Origin of the sequence: Geomonas sp. (assembly GCF_035254065.1) — a bacterium.
GTDB lineage: Bacteria > Desulfobacterota > Desulfuromonadia > Geobacterales > Geobacteraceae > Geomonas.
In genome coordinates this window covers 1-4,672 of sequence record NZ_DATFBA010000102.1, presented here as the reverse complement: position 1 = coordinate 4,672, position 4,672 = coordinate 1, and the positions used below count along the sequence as shown (strand labels likewise).

At 61.4% G+C, this 4,672-nt stretch carries 3 protein-coding genes; 1 reads left to right on the top strand and 2 read right to left on the bottom strand.

Annotation, left to right across the window (positions count from 1 at the left end):
* On the bottom strand, positions 1–1,257 hold a 1,257-nt coding region (locus VJ604_RS05345; RefSeq protein WP_324080345.1), incomplete at its 3' end, for a 3-deoxy-7-phosphoheptulonate synthase class II.
* A gap of 190 nt (positions 1,258–1,447) precedes the next feature.
* On the opposite strand from VJ604_RS05345, the gene VJ604_RS05340 reads away from it, so the two are divergent.
* Entirely contained in the window at positions 1,448–2,968 is a 1,521-nt protein-coding gene (locus tag VJ604_RS05340) for a C13 family peptidase (protein ID WP_324080344.1), read from the top strand.
* Between the two features lie 301 nt (positions 2,969–3,269).
* Here the strand turns inward: VJ604_RS05340 and VJ604_RS05335 are convergent, their stop codons facing one another.
* Positions 3,270–4,658 (bottom strand): TldD/PmbA family protein, encoded by a 1,389-nt coding sequence (locus VJ604_RS05335; protein ID WP_324080343.1) that lies wholly within the window; start codon positions 4,656–4,658, stop codon positions 3,270–3,272.
* Positions 4,659–4,672: the final 14 nt, after the last annotated feature.

Here is a 4,672-nt window from a genome sequence, read left to right as displayed (position 1 = left end):
CTGGTGCAGGTGCTTGTCCATCAGCTGCCGACTGCCGCCGGTGCACTCGGTCACGTGGTCGCCGGTCAGCTCCAGGTGTACGCCGCCGGCCACCGTCCCCTCGGCGGCGTGGATCTGGAAGAAGGAATGGATCTCCCTCAGGATCTCTTCGAACTTGCGGGACTTCTGTCCGTACTCGTTCTGGTAGGTGTTGCCGTGCATCGGGTCGCAGCTCCAGACCACCTTGAACCCTTCCTGCTTGATCTCGCGGAGCAGCTGCGGCAGGTAGTCCGAGATCCTGTCGGCGCCGAATCGGGTGATGAGGGTGATCCTTCCCGCGTCGTTGTGCGGATTCAGGGTCTCGATGATCCGCTTGAGCTCGTCGAGGTCATGGTTGGGGCCCACCTTCATGCCAAGGGGGTTGCGCACCCCGCGCAGGAACTCCACGTGCGCGCCGTCGGGTTGACGGGTGCGGTCGCCGATCCAGAGCATGTGAGCGCTGCAGTCGTACCAGCCCCCCGTGGTCGAGTCCATCCTGGTGAGAGCCTCCTCGTAGTCGAGCAGCAGCGCCTCGTGCGAAGTGTAGAGGGTGGTCTGGTTCAGTTGCGGTGTGTGCTGGGGGTCCAGGCCGACGGCGGTCATGAACCTTATCGTCTTCCAGATCTGTCGTACCAGCTCCTCGTACTTCTGCCCGGCCGGCAGGGCGTCCAGCGAAGCGCGGTGCCAGGCCTGCACGCGGTCCAATGCGGCGTAGCCGCCGAGGGTGAAGGAGCGGACCAGGTTCAAGGTGGCTGCTGCCCGGTAGTATCCCTCCAGCATCCGGCGCGGGTCCGGGGTGCGGGCCTCTGCCGTGGGATCGGGGCTGTTCACCATGTCCCCGCGGTAGGAGGGGATCTCCATGCCGTTCACCGTTTCGGTGTCGGAAGAGCGAGGCTTTGCGTACTGCCCGGCGATCCTGCCGATTTTGATCACGCGCTTCTCGCCGGCCCAGGCGAGCACCACCGACATCTGCAGGATCACCTTCAAAAGCTCCCGGATGTCCGGGCCGGTGCAGCGCGAGAAGTCCTCGGCGCAGTCGCCGCACTGCAGGACGAAGGCGTTACCTTCCACCGCATCGGCGAGCTGTCCCCTCAGGGTCTGGCATTCCCCGGCGAAGACCAGCGGCGGGAGCTGCGAAAGCGTCTTCAGCGACTCCTCCAGCGCCGGGCCCGCCGGCCAGACGGGCTGCTGCTTGGCCGGAAAGCTTCGCCAGCTGTTCTTGGTCCATTTACTGTTCATGATTTGACCTCTCAAGTGGTCTTTGTGCCCGGCACTCCTCCGTTTCAGTCTCTACTCTCACTTACCCGGACACAGACGCATAATCGTAGCAGGATTGACGGCAATTGAGAACGCAAATTTATAGAAAATTGTCGCTAAGCCTCATGAAATCCTTCTGCCAAATGGCCGGGTCATGGTATTATCCTTGGTCATGACGAGCGAACTGCAGCAACCTGAAACCGAAAATAAAGAGACCTCGACCGGTGACCCGGTCGTTACTAGTGAGCCCCCTGCCAACGATCACATCACACCGCTTCCCCCCGCCAAGAAGGGGCAGCTCATCCGGCAGCTTTTTTTGAATCTTCACAGCGGCTTGCGGGCCTCCCTCTTCCTCCGGGTGGGTGCCGACCGATGGTTCCGGAGCACAGCCGACCTGGCAGTGGTCGCCTTGGCTGATTTTCTGCTGAATCTAGCCGTTTCCTTCCTGTTGCTCGGCAAGCGCGGCGTCTTCTCGGTCTCCGCCGTGGAGACCTTCTTCTTTCACCTTCCGCTCTTTTTGCTGTTAGGCTTCTTGGTCGGGAAATGGCTCTCCCGGCCTGAGCTGACCACCTTCGTCCCGGTTGCCCTCATCTCGCTGAGCATCCCGATCGAGCTCACCCATGCCGCCCTGGAAGCGAGCAGCCAGGTATCCCGGCTCAGTTGGCTGATCGATTACCTGGAAGCACCGCACTACTACCGTTTCTTCTGGTGGTGGGCGGTCACCGCGCTGCTGTTCCTGGTCCGGTCGGCACGGTCGTTCCCGACGCGGCGCAGGATGGTGCTGCCGCTTCTCTTTTTGCTGCTGGTGGTGCCGGCGCTCTGGTATTTCCCCCGTCCGGACCTGTGGGTGAGTTCCGGCGAAGGCGCCGAGAGCGGTGAACTGCACGTGACCGAAGAGGTGCTCGGGGCCCAGGCGCGGCTCCTTGACGGCCAGTTGGCCGGGCTGCGGCACGGTGTCCAGGGAGAGACCGATCTCTACTTCGTCGGCTTCGCCGGCGACGCCACCCAGGATGTCTTCCTCAAGGAGTTGAGCGCAACCGAGCGGCTGTTCAGCACCCGGTTTGGCGCCTACGGGCGCACCGTCATGCTGGTCAACAACCCCAAGACCGGCAGCACGCTCCCCTTTGCCACCAACAGCAATCTTGCGCGGGCGCTGGCGCGGGTAGGACAGGTGATGAACCGCGACGAGGACATCCTCTTCCTGTACCTGACCTCGCATGGCTCCAAGGAGCACGAGCTCTCGGTCAATAACCAGCCGCTGGAATTAAAGGGGCTCACTCCGGACGGCCTGAAGCGGATAGTGCAAGGGTCCGGGATCAAATGGAAGGTCGTGGTAGTCTCCGCCTGCTACTCCGGTGGTTTCCTGGCGCCGCTGAAGGATGAGAACACGGTGGTGATCACGGCTGCCGACGCCAATCATGAATCGTTCGGCTGTGGCAACGGGGAGAACTTCACCTGGTTTGGGTCCGCCTACGTGGATGACGCACTCCGTCACACCTACTCCTTCACCAAGGCCTTCAAAGAGGCGAGGAAACTGATCCGGACCTGGGAGAGAGAGCAGGGCGAGACCGAGTCGAATCCGCAGATGTGGGTGGGGAAAGCTATCGCGCCCAAGCTGGCGGCTTTATCGAAGCGACTGGAAGAGGAAGGGAAACAGGAACAGGAACAGGAAGAGAATCGGGAAGAAGAATAAAAACCAAGCAAATTTAACAGGGATGAAGGGGATGAAAGGGATAAAGGCTTAAACCGGGTTAAACCTTTACTGCTTTACTAGAATCAAGGCCATTATTAACAGGGATGAAGGGGATGAAGGGGATAAAGGCTAAAATCAGGGGCCAATCTTTTGAGTAAAGATTGGCCCCTGCCTTTAAACATTTTTCTTAGGTGTTATCCCTTTCATCCTGTTCATCCCTGTTGAATTAGGTTTGGTTTTAACCAAGTATTTTCTTTGGTTTTATCCCCTTAATCCCCTTCATCCCTGTTAAATAAATCTTTTAGCTTTTCTGTTTCTTCCCCCCGACGGTGATCCCTGTGATCAACAGGGTCGGCTGGGCGTCGGCTACCGGGACGCCCTGTCCGTCTTTGCCGCAGGTCCCGATCCCGAAACCGAGATCGTTCCCCACCATGGTGATCTTTCTCAGGACGTCCGGACCGTTTCCTGCCAGCGTCGCCCCACGCACCGGCTCGCCCACCACCCCGTTTTCTATCAGGTACCCCTCGGAAACTTCGAACACGAAATCGCCGGTCACCGTGTTCACCTGTCCACCCCCCATCCGCCGCACGAAGAGCCCCTGGTCGACGCTCTTGACGATCTCCGCCGGATCGCTTTTTCCCGGTGCGATCAGGGTGTTGGTCATCCGCACGATGGGGCGGGTCCGGTAGGACTCGCGCCGGCCGTTGCCGGTGGAGGCGCAGCCGTCCTTCATGGCGGAGAGCCGGTCGTACATGTACCCCTTCAAGATGCCGTTTTCCACCAGCACGGTCTTCTGTGCCGGGGTCCCCTCGCCGTCGAATGCGAAGGAGCCGCGGGCGTAGGGGATGGTGGCGTCGTCGATGACGGTGATCAGATCGGAGGCGACCTTCTCGCCGAGCTTCCCTTTGTACACCGAGGTGCCGGCTTGGACCAGGTCGGCTTCTAGTCCATGACCGATCGCCTCGTGCACCATGGTCCCACCCGCTTCGCTGGAAAGTACCACCGGGAACTGCCCCGCCGGCGATTGCCGGGCCCCCAGCATCATCACACCGCGCGACGCGGCCTTCACCGCGAGTTCCTCCGGCGTGGTATCCCTGAACAACTCGAAGCCGCGCTGGGCGCCCACCGGCTCGTAGCCGGTCTGGGTCACCGCGCCCTCCTGCGTCACGACCTGCACCAGGAAAACGGTGGAGACCGTCAGGTCTTCCCGGAACTCGCCGAGAGAATTCACCGTCTGGCTCTTCACCTGCGAATCGCGGTAGGTGGCCTGCACCTGTTTCACACGCGCATCCACGGCGCGGGCGGCACGGTCGGCACGGTTCACCATGGCGATCTTCTCGACGAGTTGGACCTGGTCCGGTGCGACGGCAATGGGGAAACCGCCGCTTTGGAGCCGGGAGAGGTTGATGTCACCCCCGAAGGCACCGCCGCGCGCTCCCCGGCTCACGGTCTCGGCCAGCCGCAGGAGCGAGTCGAGCGTCAGGTCGTTGGTGAAGCCGTAGGCGGTGCTCAGCTCTGAGATGACCCTGATGCCGATGCCGCGGTCGGTGGCGGAAAGCACACGTTCCACCCTGCTCTCCTCGCCGAAGATGCCGGTGAAGCTGTTGTCCTCGTAGTAGATCTCGGCGAAGTCGCCGGCGGCAGAAAGTGCGCGGCGGAGGATCGCTTCTACGTCTAAGCTTTCAAGCACGGCTCACCCCCCTC